The following is an 18,262-nucleotide window of genomic DNA, read 5'->3' on the forward strand; positions in this document are numbered from 1 at the left end:
CGAAGACCTCGAACTCGTCGCTCAGAAACTCAACGGCCGGCCACGTAAAACGCTCGGCTGGGAAACCCCAGCCGAGCGTTTACGTGCTTTACTACTAACCACCTAACCAACAGGTGTTGCAACGACCCCTAGAAACCGCCCCGTGGAAATGGGGCCTCAAGTGTTCGTTCGCGCTGGAAGGTGGTTCCGTTGCCGGGCTGCCTCCCCGGATTTCGGGGGTGCTGTTGCGGAGGCGTGGCAGCCCGGCGGACGGAGATCTCTAGGCGGCTACGAGTTCGTCCTCGATCGCTTCGGCCGTGGCGTCCACGCCCTGGCGGGCCTCATGCAGGTACCGGGCGTACGCCGGAACGGTGAGGAAGCTGGGGAACTTGTCGCTGAGCGTGACTTCCTCAAAGATGTCGCGGGCGTCAGCAAAGCGGTCTCCGTCGAAGCGTTCCAGTGCGGCGAACTCCTCGTCCAGCATGTCCTCAACCCACTGCTTCGTGATGATCTCGCCGTGGTCAGTGATGGCGCGGGAGTAGATCCACTGCCACAGCTGCGAGCGGGAGATTTCCGCGGTGGCGGCGTCCTCCATCAGGTTGTGGATGGCCACGGCGCCGTTGCCGCGCAGCCAGGATTCGATGTAGCGGATCCCGACTTCGATGTTGTTCCGGATGCCCTGCTCCGTGATCGTGCCCTGGGTCGCGGCCACGTTGATCAGGGCGCGGTCGTCGGGGATGACGTCCTCGCGCAGGCGGTCCAGCTGGTTGGGGCGGTCGCCGAGGACGCCGTCGAACACCTCGCGGCACACCGGAACCAGGTCCGGGTGTGCCACCCAGGATCCGTCGAAGCCGTCGGCGGCCTCGCGAGTCTTGTCCGCGCGGACCTTTTCGAAGGCGTTGGCGTTGGCGGCCTCGTCCTTGCGGTTGGGAACGGCTGCGGCCATTCCGCCGATCGCCATGGCGCCGCGCTTGTGGCAGGCGCGCACCAGCTGTTCGGTGTAGGCCCGCATGAACGGTGCGGTCATGGTCACCTGGCCACGATCCGGCAGGACGAAGCGGGGGCCACGTGTGCGGAAGTTCTTGATGAGCGAGAAGATGTAGTCCCAGCGGCCGGCGTTCAGGCCCGAGGCGTGGTCCCGCAGTTCGTAGAGGATCTCCTCCATCTCAAAGGATGCCGTGATGGTTTCGATCAGCACCGTGGCGCGGATGGTGCCCTGCGGAATACCGAGCAGGTCCTGGGCCAGGATGAAGATGTCGTTCCACAGCCGGGCTTCGAGGTGGTTCTCGATCTTGGGCAGGTAGAAGTAGGGACCCTTGCCCTGGGCCAGGAGGCGGCGGGCGTTGTGGAAGAAGTACAGGCCGAAGTCCACGATGCCGCCGGCAATTGGCGTGCCGTTGATGAGCATGTGCTTCTCGGGCAGGTGCCAGCCGCGGGGACGCACCACGATGGTGGGCAGATCCTCGGCGGCGCGGAGCTTGTATTCCTTGCCTTCCGGTGATGTGAAGTCGATGCGGCGTTCCAGGGCATCCGTGAGGTTCAGCTGCCCCTGGATGACGTTGCGCCACGACGGCGTGGAGGAATCTTCCATGTCCGCGAGCCAGACCTTGGCGCCCGAGTTCAGCGCGTTGATGGTCATTTTCTTGTCCACCGGGCCGGTGATTTCGACGCGGCGGTCCTCCAGGCCCGGCGCCGGGGGAGCAACCCGCCAGTGGGGATCGTTGCGGATGGACTCGGTCTCGCGGAGGAAGCGCGGATCCTGGCCCCCTGCGATGTCCTCCCGCCGTGCCTTGCGGGCCCGCAGCAGCTCCTCACGCCGCCCGGTGGTCGCCTTGTGAAGCTTGGCGACGAACGCCAAAGCATCCGGAGTAAGAACCTCGCCCTGCCGGCAAATCGGCTGCGCGGTCAACGTAATCCCGTTGATAGTGAAGTTGTCAGTGAAGCTGTTCATCTCAATTGCTCCTAAATAGGAAGAACGACGGCGACACGCACCCAGGTGCGGTCCTCACCAGGCCGAAGGTGTCGGTGTTGCGGCAGCCTGCGTAAAAGGGGCCCTGTGCCCGGGTCCGTCCTCGCTCAGCGAGGTCGGACCCGGGCATGGGGAATAGCAGGCAGAGTATTGCCGGTCCGAAGGCCGGAAGTGACAAGTCCGCCGTCGAACGAGTGCTAGTGGAACTGGCCTTCTTCGGTGGATCCCACCAAGGCCAGGGTGGATGCGTTCGGGTTGAGCGCAGTTGCGATGTCGTCGAAGTAGCCGGTGCCGACTTCGCGCTGGTGCTTGGTCGCGGTGTAGCCGCGGGTCTCGGAGGCGAATTCCTTCTCCTGCAGCTCGACGTAGGCGCTCATGCCTTCACGGGCGTAGCCGTGGGCGAGGTCGAACATCGAGTAGTTCAGGGCGTGGAAGCCGGCCAGGGTGATGAACTGGAACGTGAAGCCCATGGCGCCGAGTTCACGCTGGAACTTGGCGATCGTGGCGTCGTCCAGGTGCTTGCGCCAGTTGAACGACGGCGAGCAGTTGTAGGAAAGCATCTGGTCCGGGAACTCGGCCTTGACGGCCTCGGCGAACTTGCGCGCCAGTTCCAGGTCCGGGGTGCCCGTTTCCATCCAGATGAGGTCAGAGTGCGGGGCGTAGGCCTTGGCGCGGGCGATGCAGGGTTCGATGCCGTTGCGGACCTTGTAGAAGCCTTCCGGGGTGCGGACCGGCTGTCCCCCTTCGCGGAGGATGAACTCCTGGTCGCGCTCGTCGACGTCGGAGGTGATCAGGGTTGCCGCCTCGGCGTCGGTGCGGGCAATGACGACGGACGGGGTGCCGGCGACGTCGGCGGCCAGGCGGGCCGCGTTCAGCGTGCGGACGTGCTGCTGGGTGGGGATGAGCACCTTTCCGCCCAGGTGGCCGCACTTCTTCTCCGACGCGAGCTGGTCCTCCCAGTGAACGCCCGAGGCGCCGGCCTGGATCATGGACTTCATGAGTTCGTAGGCGTTCAGCGGGCCGCCAAAGCCGGCCTCGGCGTCGGCGACGATCGGCACCATCCAGTCCTCGACCGTCTGGATGCCCTCGGAGAACTCGATCTGGTCGGCCCGGAGCAGGGCGTTGTTGATGCGGCGCACAACCGTGGGGACCGAGTTGGCCGGGTAGAGCGACTGGTCCGGGTAGGTGTGGCCGGAGTTGTTGGCGTCGGCGGCCACCTGCCAGCCGGAGAGGTAGATGGCGCGGAGGCCGGCCTTGACCTGCTGCACCGCCTGGTTGCCGGTCAGGGCGCCCAGAGCGTTGGTGTACCTGCCTTCCTTGTGCTCCTCGGTCAGCTGCTTCCACAGCTTTTCGGAGCCGCGGCGGGCCAGCGTGTGCTCTTCAGAGACGCGGCCGCGGAGGCGGACGACGTCGGAAGCCTTGTAGTCACGGGTCACACCTTCCCAGCGGGGGTTGGCGGCCCACTCGAGCTCCAGTGCGGCGGCCTGCTCTTCGGGCGTCTGCTGGGTGGGCTCAAATGCTGCAGTCATCTTTGTCTCCTAGTTTGTGCTCCGGAAGCCGGCCCGTCCTGCGTCTTTGCAGTCGGGGCCGGCTGGCTCGGTGCGGTGTTTCTTTCCGTGTTCCCCACTTTTCTGCACTTTCGAAGGGGTTACTAGAGGAAAACCATGGAAAGAAATGCACTTCTTCGCGTAAGCTCAAGAAATGCACACAACCAGCTGGAGCCGCCAAGCCGAATCGCCGCCGTCCCCCGCCGCGCCGGACGTCGACGTCATCAGCCTGGGCCGCCGCGTCCGGCACTTGCGCAAAGCGGCAGGGAAGACCCTCGATGACCTCAGTGCCGCCGTCGGGACGGCCCCCAGCCAGCTGAGCCTGATCGAAAACGGCAAGCGGGAACCCAAACTGGGCCTGCTGCAGCAGCTTGCGGCGGCGCTGGGCGTCACCATCGACCAGCTGCTGGGGGCAGAGCCGCCCAACCGCCGGGCGGCGCTGGAGATCGAGCTGGAACGCTACCAGCGCAGCCCGATCTACGAGTCCCTGAACCTGCCCAAAATCCGCATCAGTTCGCGCCTTCCCATGGATGTGCTGGAGTCCATGGTGGGACTCCAGCACGAGCTGGAGCGCAAGCTGAATGAGCAGATTGCGACGCCCGAAGAAGCCCGCCGCGCCAACGGTGAACTGCGGGCCATGATGCGCGAGCGGAACAACTATTTCCCCGAGTACGAGGCCGAGGCCCAAAAGGTCCTGGCGTCCGTGGGGCACACCAGCGGCCCGCTTTCGCATCACGTGATCGCCGACATCGCCGGGCACCTCGGCTTCTCCCTGCACCACGTTGGCGACCTGCCGCATTCCACGCGTTCAGTGACGGATCTTAAGAACCACCGAATTTATCTGACGCAGAATGAGCGCTCGGACCACGATCCCCGCTCCGTGCTCCTGCAGGCGTTGGGCCACTACGTCCTGGGCCACCAGACCCCCACCAACTACGGGGATTTCCTGATGCAGCGGGTGGCCACCAACTATTTCGCGGCGGCCCTGCTCCTTCCCGAGCAGGCCACCGTGGAATTCCTGCAGAAGGCGAAGCTAGCCAAGGAAATAGCTGTGGAGGACATCCGGGACGCTTTCGCGGTGTCCTATGAAACAGCCGCCCACCGGTTCACCAATCTGGCCACCCAGCACTTGGACATCCGCACGCACTTCCAGAAGACGCACAAGAGCGGAATCATCTACAAGGCGTACGAGAACGACGGCGTGACGTTCCCGCACGACCATACAGGCGCCATTGAGGGCCAGTTCTCGTGCAGGAACTGGACCAGCAGGGTGGTCTTCGATGTGGCCGACAAGTTCAGTGCCTACAACCAGTACACAGACACTCCGGCCGGGACCTACTGGTGCACAGCCCGGACGGAACGCTCAGCCAATGGTGAATTTTCCCTCTCCGTGGGCGTGCCGTACGCGCACGTGAAATGGTTCCGCGGGCGTGACACCACCGAGCGATCCAAGTCCACATGCCCGGACGAGAACTGCTGCAAGCGTCCGCCGGCCGCGTTGGCGTCGGAATGGGCGGGCAACGCCTGGCCGTCCGCCCGGGCACACTCGCACCTGCTGGCGGCCATGCCCCCGGGTGCTTTCCCGGGCGTGGACGAGACCGAGGTGTACTCGTTCCTGCAGGCGCACTCCGGGAGCTAGCGCGCGCACGGTCCTGGGCGCTGCCCCGCCCGGCCCCTGTGACGCTCTCTCACGTCCTGCGGGTTGTCGGCGGACGCTCTCTCACGTCCTGCGGGTTGTCGGCGGACGCTCTCTCGCTTCCTGCGGGGCGCCCCAAGCTGGGCGGACTATATTGGGCCCTGTCAGCTCATCAACCTGATCGCGGAAGTGTGCACTCATGGCCAAGGAACTCGCCACCCAGCTCATCGAACAACTTCAGGCTGCCGGAGTGCAGCGAATTTACGGGATCGTGGGGGACAGTCTCAACCCGATTGTCGATGCCGTGCGGAAGACCGGCGGCGCGACCAATGGCGGAATCGACTGGATCCATGTCCGGCATGAAGAGGCCGCCGCGTTCGCCGCCGCTGCGGAAGCCCAACTGACCGGCCGGCTTGCAGTCTGCGCCGGCTCCTGCGGTCCCGGCAATCTTCACTTGATCAACGGGCTGTACGACGCGAACCGCTCCGGAGCGCCCGTTCTGGCCATCGCTTCGCATATCCCGAGCAAACAGATCGGCAGCGGCTTCTTCCAGGAAACCCATCCCGACCGGATTTTCAACGAATGCTCCGTGTACTCGGAACTGGTGAGCACAGCGGAACAGGCGCCCCGGGTGATGCACAGCGCGATCCAGCACGCTGTCGCGTTAGGGGGCGTCGCCGTCGTGACCCTTCCCGGCGATATCGCCGGGCTCGAAGCGACGGGCGAAACTCCGCTGCCCGCTGTTTTCCGGCCCGCCACCCTCACCCCGGCCCCGCAAAGCGTCCGGGAGCTCGCCGATGCCATCAACGCGGCGGACAAGGTTGCCATCTTTGCGGGCGCAGGAACGCAGGGCGCCCACGACGAAGTCGTCGCCCTCGCGGAGTTAGTGGGCGCCCCGATAGGCCACTCGCTGCGGGGCAAGGACTTCATGCAGTACGACAACCCGTACGACATCGGGATGACCGGGCTGCTGGGCTATGGCGCCGCGGCCGAGGGAATTGAGGACGCGGACCTGCTGATCCTGCTCGGCACAGATTTTCCCTATGACCAGTTCCTTCCAGGTACCCGCACCGCCCAAGTGGACCGCGCTGCCCACAAGCTTGGCCGGCGGACCGACGTCGACGTCGCCGTCCATGGCGACGTGCTGCCCACGCTCACCGCACTGACGCCCTTGATCACCCGGAAGAAGAGCCGCCGCTTCCTCAACCAGATGCTCAAGAAGCATGACCGGCTCATGAACAAGGCAGTGGGGGCCTACACCCGCAAGGTGGAAAAGAAGCAGCCGATCCACCCGGAGTACGCGGCTTCCCTCCTGGACCAGGTGGCGGCGGAGGACGCCATTTTCACCGCGGACACCGGGATGTGCAACGTCTGGACCGCCCGCTACATCAATCCGCTGGGCACGCGCCGGTTGATCGGCTCGTACCTGCACGGCTCGATGGCCAACGCCCTCCCGCACGCGATTGGCGCCCAACTTGCCTACCCCGGACGGCAGGTCATCTCGGTCTCGGGCGACGGCGGCCTGTCCATGCTGCTTGGAGAGCTCATCACCGTTGCAGCGCATCGTTTACCGGTGAACGTGGTGGTCTTTAACAACTCCACCCTAGGCATGGTCAAACTTGAAATGCTCGTGGACGGGCTGCCCGATTTCGGCGTGGACGTGCCCGACGCTGACTACGCCGCCGTCGCCCGGGCGCTCGGCTTCCACTCCGTCCGCGTCACCGATCCGGCGCGGATCGAGGACGCCTACCGCGAAGCCTTCGCGCATCCGGGACCGTCGCTGGTTGAACTCATCACGGATCCCAAGGCGCTGTCCATTCCGCCGAAGATCACCGGTTCGCAGGTCCTTGGCTTCGCGACCGCCATGTCGAAAGTCGTCCTCAACCGCGGCGCCGGCGAGGCCGTGAGCATGGCGCGGAGCAACCTGCGCAACATCCCGCGGCGTTAGGTTCAGCAGCGGACGACGACGGTGCTGCCGCCGTCGTTCGCCTTCGACGGCGGCTGCCGCGCGGCGGTGGTCACCGCCCGCGGCGCTCGGCCGCCAGCAGCGCCGCCGTCTTTTCGATGAGTCCGTACGGTATGGGCTTGCCCAAGGGGAATTTCAGCGTTCCCTTGGCTGACCGGTACGGGGTGATTTCAGCTTCGAAGTCAGCGTCTCCGGCCGGCACTGGATACACGGAAATATGGTGTGCCCACCCCGCGAAATACACCACATACTTCCCGTCCAGGGTGATGGTCGGGATGCCGTAGCTGATCTCTTCGCCGGAACCCGGCACGGCAGCGGAACACCGGCGCCGGATCTCCTGGAGGGTGCCCTGCACCTCGACGGGGAACGACGCAATGTATTCGTCAACGCTGTTGAAATGGTTTGCCATGCATCGTTCCTCCATCCCTCCAGGTCCCGACGGAACCGCCTCTACTCCGCTTCCGGCATGTCTCGAGGATACGCCGCGGCGGGATCTGAGAGAGCGTTGGCGAAATCGTTGCGAAAAGTGAGAGAGCGTCGGAGCAGGCGAGACCAAACCGACGGCGAACCGTGACCCGGCAGGCATCGAACTGGCGGGGTCAGGCTGGTTGACTGAAGGGAGATGGGCGGGATCCCGTCAAATGCAGGTAAAAGGGGGAGCAATGAAGACATTCCGCATGGCCAGCATCGCGGCTGCAGGGGCGCTTGTGGCGCTGACAGGGTGTGCGGCTTCGTCTCCAGAGCTCCTGAAGGCCGACGGCGTGGAGCGGGTTTCGGTTGACCGCGCCGCTTATCCCGCTGAGCTTCGCTCCTTCCGGGCTTCCGCTTTCGGGCTCGGCGAGGCCCTGATGGCTGACGGCGGCGACGGTGCCAACGGGAACGTGGTGTCCTCGCCCGCGAGCCTCCTGGTTGCCCTCGCGATGCTTCGCGCTGGCGCTTCCGGCGAGACGGCGGCCGAGATGGACAGCGTCCTGCAGCTCCCCGCGGCGAACCGCGATGAGGCCATGAACGCGGTTCTCGCTGCGCTTGGGAAGTTCGACGGCGACCCCGGGGCCGTGGACGAGGACAACCCGCCGCGGAAACCCGTCATGCACAGCGCCAACGGATTGTTCGTGGATAAGGACGTGCCCACCGGGGAGTCCTTCCTGGACACTCTTGCCCGGCACTACGGAACCGGTGTGTATCCCGTGGACTTCAGCGATGAGGGTGCAACGAAGCCCGCCATTGATTCCTGGGTGAACAGGAACACGGGCGGCCGGATCAAGGAAGCCCCCGCCGAATACGATCGCCGGAACACGTTCAGTCTGCTCAATTCCCTGTACTTCGCGTCCGCGTGGAGCGTGCCGTTTGACCCGGGCGAGACCTCGGACCTGCCCTTCAGAACGGCATCCGGCGAGGAAATCGAGGCGCCCGCCATGCACAGCATGCTTCAGATGAAGTACGCGGAAGGGCCAGGCTGGCGCGGGGTGGACCTTCCCTACGCCGATGGTTTCGTCCTGCGCCTCGTTTTGCCGGATGCTGCAGCCAACGCCGGGACCGGTTCCCGCCCCGCCTCCGCTGCCGTCACCGCTACACAGCTCACGGAAATCGCGGACGCCTTCGATGCCGCGCCGCTAGAGACAGTGCAGATCCAGCTGCCCCGTTGGGACCACAAATGCAGCTTTGACCTCCGCAAAGTCCTCGAAACCGTGGGCCTGCACAAGACCCTCAGCACCACCGAAGACTTCAACAACATCCAGCCCAAGATGATGCTCACCCAGGCCGCACAAGCTGCCAACATCACGGTCGCCGAAAAGGGCACCATCGCAGCGGCGGTCACCCAGATCAACGGGATGGTTACCAGTGCTCCGCCGCAGCCGGAGCGGTCCATTGCCTTCGACCGGCCGTTCCATTATCAGATCGTGCACGTTGAAACCGGCCTGCCGCTGTTCATGGGAACCGTGGCCGATCCGCGCTCCTAACCCGACGCTCTCTCAGATCCTGCAGCGAAAACGCAGACGCTCTCTCAGCAGGTGGGAGAGCGTCCGGGTTTTTGGCGCGAAAGGTGAGAGAGGGTCCTGGTTTTGGCGCGAAAGGTGAGAGAGGGTCCTGGCTGAAGGGCCGCTGGGGTTACCGCGGACCGCCCTGCCAGAGCGCATCGAACGGGGCGCCTGAGGCCACACGGTTGCGGATACCTGCAGTGACAAACGACTTGGCAGTCCGTGCTGCCTCGAGGGGAGTCGCACCCTTCGCGAGCTCGGCAGTCACGGCGGCGGCCAGCGAACAGCCGGCGCCGGAGACAGCCACCTCGCCGACTTTCGGCGCGGACAGGACTTCAAGCGTTTCGCCGTCATAAAAGACGTCGACGGCGTCCGGACCCGAAAGCCGGACTCCGCCCTTGGCCAACACGGCTGCCCCGCTGAGCTCGTGGATGCGGACGGCCGCCTCTTTGAGGGTTTCGACGTCGGTGATCTTAACCCCGGAAAGCGATTCCGCCTCGAATTGGTTGGGCGTGACGAACGTGGCCAGCGGCAGAATCTGGGACTTCAGCGCCTGGTCGGTGTCCAGGGCGTGCCCCGGCTCCTGGCCTTTGCAGATCAGCACCGGATCCAGCACCACATTGCTGAACCCGGAGCGGACCAGCGCGGAAGCAACGGTGCCGATGGTGGCCGGGCTGCCCAGCATGCCGATCTTCACGGTGTCCAACACGGACGGTGCGCCGGAAGCGGCACCGTAGGCCGCCGTCGTCGCCTCCAACTGGTGCGCGATGACCTCCTGGTCCACGGGGACGAAGCGGTGGTTCCAGCTGTTCCCGGGATCAAAAGAGACGATGCAGGTTAGGTTGGCTATGCCGAAGACGCCCAGTTCCTGGAACGTCTTCAGATCAGCCTGTGCGCCGGCGCCGCCGGTGGCCTCGGAGCCTGCGATGGTCAGGACGACGGCGGGAGCGGTCCGGTCAGGGGTCTCAGCAACTTCAGCAAGGGTCATGACCCCATCCTGCCACCGGCCACAAAGTGCCTGCATTGTGCGCATGACCAAAAATAAAGGCCCGAGACCAATATGACCAAAAGCCGAGTGGTGCCGGTCACGGGTCATAGGGTGGCGGACGGCGTTGCTTTCTTGCCGCGCTGAATCCAGGAAGGTTCATTGATGAGCACCCAACTGACCGAGACAGCACAGACCCGAAGAGCGGTCGGCAACATCCTCAAAGGCTCCGCCGGCAACCTCGTGGAGTGGTACGACCTCTACGTTTACACAGTCTTCGCGGCGTATTTCCAGTCGCACTTCTTCAGTTCCAAGGACGAGCTGCAGGCCGGGCTCGAGGCCATGGCCGTCTTCTCGACGTCCTTCCTGATGCGCCCCATCGGCAGCTGGTTCTTCGGCCGGTACGCGGACCGCAAGGGGCGCAAGGCCGCGCTGACGCTCAGCGTGACCATGATGTCGGCCGGCTCGTTCGCCATCGCGGTCCTGCCCACCACGCAGCAGATCGGTGTTTGGGCGCTGGTCCTGCTGATCTTCGTCCGCCTGGTCCAGGGCTTCTCCGTGGGCGGCGAATACGGCACGAGCGCCACCTACATGTCCGAGGCCGCCACGTCCAAGCGCCGCGGCTTCTTCTCCAGCTTCCAGTACGTCACGCTCATCGGCGGCCAGATGCTTGCCCTGTTGGTCCTCGTCATCCTGCAGAACGCCACGGACAAGGGCACCCTGACCGAGTGGGGCTGGCGGATCCCGTTCGCAATCGGCGGCGTTGCCGCTCTGGTGGTGCTGTGGCTCCGGCGCTCCATGGAGGAAACGCTGTCCGAGGATCAGGTGCTCGCTGCCAAGGCCCCGGCGGTTGCCGGCGAGGCCCGGCCCGGCAGCATGAAGCTGCTGTTCACCCGGCACTGGAAGCCGCTGCTGATCTGCATCGGCGTCACGCTCGGCGGCACCGTGGCGTTCTACACCTACACCAACTTCATCCTGAAGTTCATGAACGATACGTCCGGCATCGCCAAGACGGACACCTCGGTCATCAACTTCTGGGCGCTGCTGATCTTCATGCTCCTTCAGCCGGTCTACGGGATCATCTCCGACAAGGTGGGCCGCAAGCCGCTGCTCCTCTGGTTCGGCATCACCGGCGTCCTGTTCACCTGGCCGCTGCTGTCCGCGCTGTCCAACACAAAGGACCCGTTCACCGCCTTCCTGCTGATGATGGGCGGGCTGCTGATCGTCGGCGGCTACACGTCCATCAACGCCCTCGTGAAGGCCGAGCTCTTCCCGGCCTCCATCCGCGCGCTCGGCGTCGGACTCGGCTACGCGATCGCCAACTCACTCTTCGGCGGCACCGTGCCCCTGATTGGCGCGGCGCTGCAGAAGTCCGACCAGGTTGACCTCTTCTTCACCTACGTCACGGTGGCGATCGGCATCTCACTTCTGGTCTACATCTTGGCTCTGAAGAACAGGAAGATCACGCACCTGGACCGCGAACAGGGCAACGCCTGGCCGTCGGCCCCGGCGGAACGCAAGGATGACGACGACGATCGCGTCAACGCCTAGCTTCCCGGAATAGTACGACGGCGGGCGGCTGGCTCAGCGGTGACCTTCGGGTTCCAGGGGCCCGGCGGCCCGCCGTCGTCGTAACCCCATGCTTCAGACGGGCTTTGCCCGATACTCGGGTGCGACAATTGGAGGCGGCCCGGCGCTGATGCCCGGGCTTCCAGTGCTAATACAGCCGGCCGACCTGCGTTGTCCTTTCAGAAGGACCTGCGTTGTCCTTTCAGAAGGACCGGGGCGGCCGAGCGAACCACTACGAATGGAACACCCATGACCTCCGCCAAGACCCTCCCGGCCGCAGCACCGCCGAGGTTTGCCTCGATCGGCTCGCCCTACTTCGGCATCATGATGGCCTTGATGGCCGTGGTGCTCATCCTGTCCAACATCGGGGCATCAAAGGGAGTGGCCCTGGGGCCAATCGTCACGGACGGCGGCTTCTTCCTGTTTCCGCTGGCCTACATCCTGGGCGACGTCATCAGCGAAGTGTACGGCTTCAAGGTGGCGCGCAAGGCCATTGTCACCACCTTCGCGTTGTCCGTTTTTGCCTCCCTCTGCTACTGGATCATCATCGCGCTGCCCGGCTTTGACGACGAGTTCGGCGCATCCAAGCAGGCCGCGCTCGAGGGCGCGCTGGGTCCCGTTCCGCAGATCGTGCTGGCCTCGCTGCTGGCATTCTTTGCAGGCCAGACCATCAATTCCTGGATCCTAGTAAAGATGAAGGCCCGCACGGGAGAGAAGTCGCTCTGGGCACGCATCATGGGCAGTTCGGTAGCCGGGGAGTTCGTTGACACGCTCATCTTCTGCAGCATTGCGGCATCCGTCATCGGCATCACGGACTTCGGCACGTTTGTGAACTATGTGCTGGTGGGCTTCCTGTACAAGACCCTCGTGGAGTTCCTCTTCGTCCCGGTGACGGCCCTCGTGATCGGCTGGATCAAGAAGCGCGAGCCGAGCTACGGCGCGGTGCGCCAGGCAGCTTAGCCGACCGGCCGCCGTCGTACTGCTGCACCGAGGTAGCCGGTAAAGTGCGAGTTCGCCGCAAGCTCCCTGTGTGTCACACAACAGCCTGACACACAGGGAGCCTGCGGCGAACTGGCAGGCTTCCGGCGACCCCGCCCGTTTCCGGCGACTTCGACGGCGGCGCGCCCGCCGGCGCAGGCGGCCGAGAGGCGCAGGAGACCTAGGAGTAGTACCGACCCAGCGTCTCGGCCTTGAACCCGAAGAAGTCGCCGGATTCGATGGCCAGCCGGGCGTCGTCCACCATCTTCACCACGAAGCGCTCGTTGTGGATGGAGATGAGCGTGGCGGAGAGCATCTCCTTGGCCTTGAACAGATGGTGGATGTACGCCCGTGAGTAGTTCAGGCAGGCGTAGCAGTCGCAGCCGTCCTGCAGCGGGCCGAAGTCGCGCTTGTACTTGGCGCCGGAGAGGTTGAACCGCCCGTCCGGGGTGTAGAACGCGGAATTCCGTGCGACGCGGGTGGGGGAGACGCAGTCGAAGGTGTCCGCGCCGTTTTCGATGGCCGTGAAGATGTCGTCCGGCTCGGAAATGCCGAGCAGGTGCCGGGGCCTGTTCTCCGGAAGCTCCTCGTTGCACCAGCGCACAATCGTGCCGAGGTTCTCCTTCTCCAGGGCACCGCCGATCCCGTAGCCGTCAAACGGCATGGCACCCAGGTCCCGGCAGGCTTTCCGGCGGAGGTCCTCGTACTGCGCGCCCTGGATCACGCCGAACAGGGCCTGGTACGGCTTCCCCGCGCGCTCCGACGTCAGCCGGAAGTGCTCATCGAGGCAGCGGAGGGCCCACAACCGCGTGCGCTCCAGTGATTCCTCCTGATAGCCGCGCGAGTTCTGCAGCGTGGTGAGCTCGTCGAAGGCGAACATGATGTCCGCACCTATCTGGTGCTGGACCTGCATGGAGATCTCGGGGGAGAACCGGTGCCGGTCCCCGTTGAGGTGGCTCTTGAACCACACGCCGTCGTTGTCCACGTGGGCCAGGCGCTCCTTGCCGGCGGCCACGGCATCGTCGGACACAGTCTGGTCCATGGGGGGCGCCGTCTTCATGTCGATGACCTTCTTGAACCCGGAGCCCAGGCTCATCACCTGGAAGCCTCCGGAATCGGTGAAGGTGGGGCCGGGCCAGTTCATGAATGCGCCGAGTCCGCCGGCCTCATCCAGGATTTCCGGCCCCGGCTGCAGGTACAGGTGATAGGCGTTGGCCAGGAGTGCCTGCGCCCCGAGCTCGGCCATTGACTCGGGCAGCACCGACTTCACGGTCGCTTTGGTCCCGACGGCGATGAACGCCGGGGTCTGGATCTCCCCGTGCGGGGTGGCGATGGTGCCGGTCCTGCCGAGGAATTCGCCACCGTTGGCGGACACCTGTTCGGCGGACGGGCTGCAGGTCTCAGCGAGGCGCTTTCCCACGCGGAACGAGAACTCCGACTGGCGGGCTGGCGGCACTGGTTCAGGATTGGCTGGCACGGTTCCAGTGTGCCAGCTTGCCCCGGCTAAACCTCAGTGGATGGGCTCTGATGTGGGGTAGTTCTCAGCCCGCCAGTCGTCCCACAGGCTGCGGATGGTTTCGAGGCTGTGGGCCCCCAGACCGTAGGTCGAGAGGATCACGAGGGAGCCGCCGTCGGGCCTGACTTCCGGAATCACGGGCTGGTCGGCAACAATCAGGAGGCCATCGCCGTGTTCGGCGTAGCTGTGCACGGTCAGGCCCACCTGGTGGTTGGTTTTGTACCAGACCCGGCCAGAGACTTCCTCGCCCGTGCCCAGGGTCAGCGAATAGTTCTCCCCGGCGGCCGGGATTTCCTTCAGCCCCAGTTTTTCGATCGCCGAGCCCCCGGTGCCCGGAACGGAAAAGAAGCAGGTCCGGCGGGTGCCGTGGGGATGCCGCTCCAAGGCAAACCGCAGCTGCTGGAGGAACGTCAGCCAGCCCTGGGTGATGTCTTCGTCCCAGGCCGCCCACTCGGAGTTGTGGTCCAATGCCGCGCGCGTGACACTGACCTCGGTTCCCGTAGGCACCGGTTTGAGACTGAAGACGTCACCGCCGTCGACGGTCAGCGAAGTGTGGTCCGAGCCCTCAACCACGGTGCTGTTGAAGTAGATCTCATTGATTTCCGCGCTGAGGTCCTCGGCCTCCCAGCCATGCCACTGGGCTACTTTGGCCGGTTCACGCAGCATCGTCCAAACCTGCGGGGCATCAGAATTGATCACAACGCTCAGATTGTTCGTCATGGCCTGAATTTACAACTTCGGTACAGCCCGGGGCTAGAGGAAACAGGGAATCATCCGAAGCCCGCGCCGGGCAGTCATGGGCCTACGCCCGGACTGACTCCAGCTCGTTCGCGATCCGCCGCTCCAGCTCACCGGCGCTGATGGTCTGCGACCCGCCGTGCGCGCGCAGGAACAGCAGTGACTCAAGGCGCAGCAGCCGCCATTCGCGCTCGGCCTCATGGTTGGAATTGTCCATGGAGCGGAAGATTTCTTTGTCGTACAGGTTCGGCTCGTTCAGTGACCGCTGGCGCACCCGGGCCTGCATCCTGGCCTTAAATGGGTCATTTTCCTGGTTGTCCGGCGCGCGGAGCAGCTTCTCGTACACGGCCGCGCGGTCTTTCTGGCCGGTCTGGCGGCAGATGTAGGTGGACAGTGAGAGCGACGCTTCCACCGACGACCAACGGCCGGGGTTGCCGTCGAAGGGCAGCACGTTCAGGAGGTCGGCAACGGCGAGTGCGCCGTCCGTGTCCTTGAGCATGATGAAAAGCTCGTGGGCGAGGTCGCTGAGGTCCTTGAGGCAGCTGCCGGACTTCGTGTTGATGCCCTTGACCAGCTTGTCCGCCAGCAGCAGCACTCCAACGGAATCCGGATGCGCCTCTGCCACGGCCTCCACCACCGATTCAGGCGTCCCGGCGGGTTCCGGGATAAGTGCCAGGTCTTCGGCGCTTGGCCCGATCACCGCCGGCGTCGTGACCGGCAGGGGAGGTACGACGACGGCGGGAGGCGCCGGCGACGGAGCCGCCCCGCCGTTGGGGTGCTCAACGACCTGAAGCGGGGTGACGACATCGGACTCCTGGGCGGCACCGGGCTGGACCTCGGCGTCCTGGACTCCAGTGTCCCCGCCGTCCTCGACGCCGCCGTCCTCGACGCCGCCGTCCTGGACCCCGCCGTCCTGGACGCCGCCGACCGCGGACCCTGCCGGTCCCCCGGAAGCGGATTCTGCGCCGGCGATCCGGACCGACGAGCCGGCGGCAATCCGCAGCATGCCGCCGCCGGTGAGGGTCGCGAGGACGATGGCCGGCGTGCCGAAGTCATCGTTTTCGATTTCCACTGAGTGGACTTCGGCTGACCGCTGGCCGTCCGGCAGGAGAAGGTGGTCGCCCGTCTGCAAAGACCCAGCCTGCTGTGCGCGGTAGGTCTGGGCAGCTGGTTGGTGGTTCATCGGAGTCCTTAAGTTCTCTTGCGGTCCGCCCAACAGTCTACAAAGGAGGGAGTGCGAAGTCGGGGAGGCGGGACCCTCCGGGCGCTGTCAGCCGCCGACGCCGGCGTACGCCAGGGCCTGCCGCACAAGCGCTCCGCGGCCGCCGCTGAACTCAAGCTGGACGCCGTCGCTGAGCACTTCCTGGGGAGTCATCCAGGTGAGCTCCAGGGCATCCTGGCGCGGCTCGCACTCGCCGGTGACGGGGATGACGTAGGCAAGCGAGACGGCGTGCTGCCGGTCGTCGGTGAAGCCCGTGTGTGACGGCGCGGGAAAATATTCGGCCACAGTGAACGGCACCGGGCTGATGGGCAGCTGCGGGAACGCGAGCGGGCCGAGGTCCTTCTCCATGTGGCGCAGAAGTGCGGCGCGGATGGTTTCGCGGTAGAGCACGCGGCCGGAAACAAGCGAACGGACCATGGTCCCGTCCGCGTCCGCCTGCAGGAGCGTCCCCACCTCGTTCACGAATCCGAGCGGATCGAGCCGCACCGGCACGGCCTCCACATAGACCATGGGGAGCCGTCCGCGGGCCTCAAAGAGGTCCTCGTCGGAGAGCCAGCCGGGATTGGGGTCGGGGGTGCGCACGTTCATGGTTAAGTTCTACCGCATCACCACCCGTCCGGCCGCCGACGCGTGGGATCTCAGCTCTCAGCGGAGGCGCTTACGCAGATCTAAACACCGAGATCTCGCCCTTGGCGGCCGCAGCCCTAAACCCCGGGCTACGAACCGCGGGGAGCCCGCTTCGAGATCCAGAGCGTGGGCGGCATATGCGCGGCGGCAGCGGCGTCGCCGGCCACGTCCGGGTTGGCAACATGCAGCGAACGCCCGAAGGCTTCCTCGGTCACGCTGACCTCGTGCCCCGCCGCGGTGAGCCGGACACGCAAAGCATCCAGATCGCCGTCATACTCAAATCCGAAGCCGGACCGCGCTGGGCCCGAACCGGGGCGCACCATCAGCACCCCGCCGTTCTTGGCGGTGAAATCGGCGGTTTCATCGTCATCCGGGACGGGACGGAACCGGGCACCGATGCCCCTGAGCGTGTCGGCCGCCGAGGCGGTGTCTTCGGTGAACCAGACTGCGACGACGGACAACCCCGTATCGGCGTCGGCACATTGTGCGAAGTGGGCGGCTTTGTCTGCCATGAAAGTGAAGCCGTCCTCGCCCGTGATCCTGCAGGAGTCGCCGACATCCGGCGGGACCAGCTCGGCCGGAGTGTTTCCAGTCTCCGCCCCCGCCAGATTGGTGCGCCGGGCGAACTCCTCAAGATCGCCCACCTCGACGCCGAACGACGTGGTGCCGTCGTTCCCGGCACCGGCCGGGGCGTGCTGGAGCGCAATCCGGCCGGAACCGGCGTCGAACTCCCGCCAGGAGTCGTCGTCCAGTGTCTTGATCAGGCCCAGGTCCGTGAGGAGCCGCTCCCACGGTTCCATTCGGGATGTGAAGTGAACGGGGCGGACACGCAACATGGGCTCTCCTCGGATTCGGACACGGTGCTGTCATGGCCATAATGCCACGACTTGAATAGTCCGGCACGGGGCAGAATAGGCGCATGGGCGTTGAACTCGAGGAACTGCTGGTCCCGGATGCCGCCGCGTGGCGCGAGTGGCTGGAATTGAACCATTCACACAGCCCCGGCGTGTGGCTCGTCCTGCACAAAAAGGGCGGCACCGCCACGGAACTGGACTACGACGCTGCCCTCGATGAGGCGCTGTGCTACGGCTGGATCGACGGCCAGGTCAGGAAGCGCGACGGCGGCAGCTACTTTCAGCGCATGACGCGCCGCGGCCCGAAGAGCCCCTGGTCCGAGCGGAACGTGGGCCATGTTGCCAGGCTGGAAAGGGACGGGAAAGTGACCGCCGCCGGCCGGGCCGCCGTCGACTCTGCCAAAGCGGACGGCCGCTGGGAAGCGGCGTATTCGGGGCAGGCGACGGCGGAAGTCCCGGACGATCTTGCTGCCGCCATTGCTGCCGTCCCCGACGCGCAGGCGACCTTCGACGTCCTCACCTCGGTGAACCGCTACGCCCTCATCTACCGCACCAATTCGGTCAAGCAGGCCTCCACCCGGGAACGGAAAATCGCGGGTTTCGTGGAGATGCTGGCCCGCGGCGAGACCCCGTACCCGCAAAAGAGGCGCCCGGCAGGGCAGACCGGGGCATGACCCGGTCCGGGAAGGCAAAGGGC

Annotated in this window: 15 protein-coding genes; 6 read left to right on the plus strand and 9 right to left on the minus strand. The window is 65.3% G+C overall.

Annotated features, from left to right (window positions below; translation table 11 throughout):
* Positions 1 to 259: 259 nt before the first annotated feature.
* Both aceB and aceA read right to left on the minus strand, forming a co-directional pair.
* Positions 260 to 1,930 (minus strand): malate synthase A, encoded by a 1,671-nt coding sequence (gene aceB / locus LQ144_RS19320; protein ID WP_230120461.1) that lies wholly within the window; start codon positions 1,928 to 1,930, stop codon positions 260 to 262.
* Between the two features lie 215 nt (positions 1,931 to 2,145).
* Complete coding sequence (gene aceA / locus LQ144_RS19325; RefSeq protein ID WP_230120463.1) at positions 2,146 to 3,477, minus strand: isocitrate lyase; 1,332 nt, start codon at positions 3,475 to 3,477, stop codon at positions 2,146 to 2,148.
* Positions 3,478 to 3,649: 172 nt separating this feature from the next.
* Between aceA and LQ144_RS19330 the strand changes: the two genes are divergently transcribed.
* Together LQ144_RS19330 and LQ144_RS19335 are read left to right on the plus strand one after the other, a co-directional pair.
* Positions 3,650 to 5,134, plus strand: coding sequence for a helix-turn-helix transcriptional regulator (locus tag LQ144_RS19330; RefSeq protein ID WP_230120465.1), 1,485 nt, complete (start codon positions 3,650 to 3,652; stop codon positions 5,132 to 5,134).
* A gap of 196 nt (positions 5,135 to 5,330) precedes the next feature.
* Positions 5,331 to 7,079, plus strand: a complete 1,749-nt coding sequence (locus LQ144_RS19335; RefSeq protein ID WP_230120467.1) for a pyruvate dehydrogenase — start codon at positions 5,331 to 5,333, stop codon at positions 7,077 to 7,079.
* A 70-nt stretch (positions 7,080 to 7,149) separates the two neighbouring features.
* On the opposite strand, the gene LQ144_RS19340 is transcribed toward LQ144_RS19335, so the two are convergent.
* Positions 7,150 to 7,506, minus strand: a complete 357-nt coding sequence (locus LQ144_RS19340) for a DUF1801 domain-containing protein (RefSeq protein WP_230120475.1) — start codon at positions 7,504 to 7,506, stop codon at positions 7,150 to 7,152.
* A gap of 253 nt (positions 7,507 to 7,759) precedes the next feature.
* Here LQ144_RS19340 and LQ144_RS19345 point away from each other — a divergent pair, with 253 nt between their 5' ends.
* Positions 7,760 to 9,058 (plus strand): serpin family protein, encoded by a 1,299-nt coding sequence (locus LQ144_RS19345; RefSeq protein ID WP_230120477.1) that lies wholly within the window; start codon positions 7,760 to 7,762, stop codon positions 9,056 to 9,058.
* Positions 9,059 to 9,206: 148 nt separating this feature from the next.
* On the opposite strand, the gene LQ144_RS19350 is transcribed toward LQ144_RS19345, so the two are convergent.
* The gene (locus tag LQ144_RS19350) at positions 9,207 to 10,064 is read right to left on the minus strand and encodes a hydroxymethylpyrimidine/phosphomethylpyrimidine kinase (RefSeq protein WP_230120479.1); all 858 of its coding nucleotides are present in this window, start codon (positions 10,062 to 10,064) and stop codon (positions 9,207 to 9,209) included.
* Between the two features lie 162 nt (positions 10,065 to 10,226).
* Between LQ144_RS19350 and LQ144_RS19355 the strand changes: the two genes are divergently transcribed.
* Together LQ144_RS19355 and LQ144_RS19360 are read left to right on the plus strand one after the other, a co-directional pair.
* Positions 10,227 to 11,612: an MFS transporter gene (locus LQ144_RS19355; RefSeq protein WP_230120481.1), complete on the plus strand. Its 1,386-nt coding sequence runs from the start codon at positions 10,227 to 10,229 to the stop codon at positions 11,610 to 11,612.
* 267 nt (positions 11,613 to 11,879) lie between these two features.
* Positions 11,880 to 12,590, plus strand: coding sequence for a queuosine precursor transporter (locus LQ144_RS19360; protein WP_230120483.1), 711 nt, complete (start codon positions 11,880 to 11,882; stop codon positions 12,588 to 12,590).
* 199 nt (positions 12,591 to 12,789) lie between these two features.
* Here the strand turns inward: LQ144_RS19360 and tgt are convergent, their stop codons facing one another.
* The 5 genes from tgt to LQ144_RS19385 form a co-directional block, all read right to left on the minus strand.
* Entirely contained in the window at positions 12,790 to 14,085 is a 1,296-nt protein-coding gene (tgt, locus tag LQ144_RS19365; protein WP_230120485.1) for a tRNA guanosine(34) transglycosylase Tgt, read from the minus strand.
* Between the two features lie 33 nt (positions 14,086 to 14,118).
* Entirely contained in the window at positions 14,119 to 14,844 is a 726-nt protein-coding gene (locus LQ144_RS19370; protein ID WP_230120487.1) for an SRPBCC domain-containing protein, read from the minus strand.
* A gap of 82 nt (positions 14,845 to 14,926) precedes the next feature.
* Entirely contained in the window at positions 14,927 to 16,045 is a 1,119-nt protein-coding gene (locus tag LQ144_RS19375; RefSeq protein WP_230120488.1) for a DUF6707 family protein, read from the minus strand.
* Between the two features lie 87 nt (positions 16,046 to 16,132).
* On the minus strand, positions 16,133 to 16,672 hold the full coding sequence (locus LQ144_RS19380) for an NUDIX hydrolase family protein (protein WP_230120490.1): 540 nt from the start codon (positions 16,670 to 16,672) through the stop codon (positions 16,133 to 16,135).
* Between the two features lie 128 nt (positions 16,673 to 16,800).
* Complete coding sequence (locus LQ144_RS19385) at positions 16,801 to 17,547, minus strand: VOC family protein (RefSeq protein WP_230120492.1); 747 nt, start codon at positions 17,545 to 17,547, stop codon at positions 16,801 to 16,803.
* 83 nt (positions 17,548 to 17,630) lie between these two features.
* Between LQ144_RS19385 and LQ144_RS19390 the strand changes: the two genes are divergently transcribed.
* A complete protein-coding gene (locus tag LQ144_RS19390; RefSeq protein WP_230120494.1) occupies positions 17,631 to 18,239 on the plus strand; it encodes a YdeI/OmpD-associated family protein in 609 nt (202 codons plus the stop codon).
* Positions 18,240 to 18,262: the final 23 nt, after the last annotated feature.

The sequence above is a fragment of the Arthrobacter sp. Bi83 genome (assembly GCF_918698095.1).
Lineage (GTDB): Bacteria > Actinomycetota > Actinomycetes > Actinomycetales > Micrococcaceae > Arthrobacter.

Coding starts and splice junctions, on each gene's coding strand:
- LQ144_RS19335 (WP_230120467.1), top strand. CDS start 5,331: ATGGCCAAGGAACTCGCCACCCAGCTCATCGAACAACTTCAGGCTGCC.
- LQ144_RS19385 (WP_230120492.1), bottom strand. CDS start 17,547: ATGTTGCGTGTCCGCCCCGTTCACTTCACATCCCGAATGGAACCGTGG.
- LQ144_RS19380 (WP_230120490.1), bottom strand. CDS start 16,672: ATGAACGTGCGCACCCCCGACCCCAATCCCGGCTGGCTCTCCGACGAG.
- LQ144_RS19370 (WP_230120487.1), bottom strand. CDS start 14,844: ATGACGAACAATCTGAGCGTTGTGATCAATTCTGATGCCCCGCAGGTT.
- LQ144_RS19340 (WP_230120475.1), bottom strand. CDS start 7,506: ATGGCAAACCATTTCAACAGCGTTGACGAATACATTGCGTCGTTCCCC.
- LQ144_RS19345 (WP_230120477.1), top strand. CDS start 7,760: ATGAAGACATTCCGCATGGCCAGCATCGCGGCTGCAGGGGCGCTTGTG.
- aceA (WP_230120463.1), bottom strand. CDS start 3,477: ATGACTGCAGCATTTGAGCCCACCCAGCAGACGCCCGAAGAGCAGGCC.
- LQ144_RS19350 (WP_230120479.1), bottom strand. CDS start 10,064: ATGACCCTTGCTGAAGTTGCTGAGACCCCTGACCGGACCGCTCCCGCC.
- LQ144_RS19375 (WP_230120488.1), bottom strand. CDS start 16,045: ATGAACCACCAACCAGCTGCCCAGACCTACCGCGCACAGCAGGCTGGG.
- LQ144_RS19330 (WP_230120465.1), top strand. CDS start 3,650: ATGCACACAACCAGCTGGAGCCGCCAAGCCGAATCGCCGCCGTCCCCC.
- aceB (WP_230120461.1), bottom strand. CDS start 1,930: ATGAACAGCTTCACTGACAACTTCACTATCAACGGGATTACGTTGACC.
- LQ144_RS19360 (WP_230120483.1), top strand. CDS start 11,880: ATGACCTCCGCCAAGACCCTCCCGGCCGCAGCACCGCCGAGGTTTGCC.
- LQ144_RS19390 (WP_230120494.1), top strand. CDS start 17,631: ATGGGCGTTGAACTCGAGGAACTGCTGGTCCCGGATGCCGCCGCGTGG.
- LQ144_RS19355 (WP_230120481.1), top strand. CDS start 10,227: ATGAGCACCCAACTGACCGAGACAGCACAGACCCGAAGAGCGGTCGGC.